We start from the raw sequence: 1,152 nt of genomic DNA on the forward strand, positions 1-1,152 counted from the left end.
GATCGCGTTGGTGCTGCAGATCACGCGCCGGATTTCCACGTCGTAGTCCAGGAACGGGATGAATTCTTCCCATGCGTTCTCCCACAGCCGCACGATGGCCCCGTATTTCTTGCCCCAGCGCTCCGTGAGCTCCTCGAACGCCTCCCGCGCGGCCGCAGCATTCGGGGCGGTGTAGATGGGCTTCACATCGCGTTTGAGGGCGTCCCAGTCCTTCTTCGAGGCCAACCGGAAGGTGTTCCGGATCAAGTGAATGATGCAGGTCTGCACGGTCGTCAGCGGCCAGACATTCGTGACGACTTCGGGCAGGCCTTTGAGTCCGTCGCAGACCAGGAAGAAGGTGTCCTTCACGCCGCGGTTCTTGATGTCGGTGAGCACGCTCATCCAGAACTTCGCGCCCTCTCCGCCGGTGCCGGCCCACAGGCCGAGGATGTCCTTCTCCCCGTCCAGGGTCACGCCGATGGCGGCGTAGATGGGCCGGTTGGCGACCTGCCCGTCCCGGATCTTGACCACGATGGCGTCGATGAAGATCGCCGCGTAGACCTCATCCAGCGGCCGGTTCTGCCACGCCGCCATCTCTTCAAGGACCCTGTCGGTGATCCGCGAAACTGTCTCCTTGGAGACAGAAGCACCGTAGATCTCGGCGAAATGGGCGCTGATCTCCCCGGTCGTCAAGCCCTTGGCATAGAGCGAGAGGACCATCTCATCGACCCCGGTCAGGCGGCGCTGGCGCTTGGCGACGATGACGGGTGTGAACGTGCCGTTCCGGTCCCGCGGTACCTCGATTTCGACGGGGCCGGTTGTTTCCGTGAGGACCGTTTTGCCGCGGGTGCCGTTGCGGGAGTTGGCGGTCTCCTTGGCCGCGGTCTCGTGCTTTCCGTACCCGAGGTGCTCGGTCATTTCCTCGTCCAGGGCCGTCTCGATGACCGTCTTGGTCAGCATTTTCAGCAGCCCATCCGGACCCGTCAGGGACAGCCCCTGCTCCTTGGCCATCCGGACCAGTTCACGGGCTGCATCAGCCTCGGAAGCCTCGTTCTTTTTCGTAGCGGTCGCCGTGTTTTTCACAGCATCCAGTGTCGCCGTCATATCGGCTCCTTCCCGCCAGGCTCACGGCCTGGCGTGTTGGGCCGGATACACCGTTATTTCCACAGTCCC

General features: G+C 63.1%; 1 protein-coding gene. It reads right to left on the reverse strand.

Annotated features, from left to right (window positions below):
• Positions 1-1,083, reverse strand: a 1,083-nt coding sequence (locus ABIB14_RS18705) for an IS256 family transposase (RefSeq protein ID WP_354237392.1), incomplete at its 3' end; no start/stop codon positions are given.
• Positions 1,084-1,152: the final 69 nt, after the last annotated feature.

The sequence above is a fragment of the Arthrobacter sp. UYEF3 genome (assembly GCF_040546245.1).
Classification (GTDB): Bacteria; Actinomycetota; Actinomycetes; order Actinomycetales; family Micrococcaceae; genus Arthrobacter.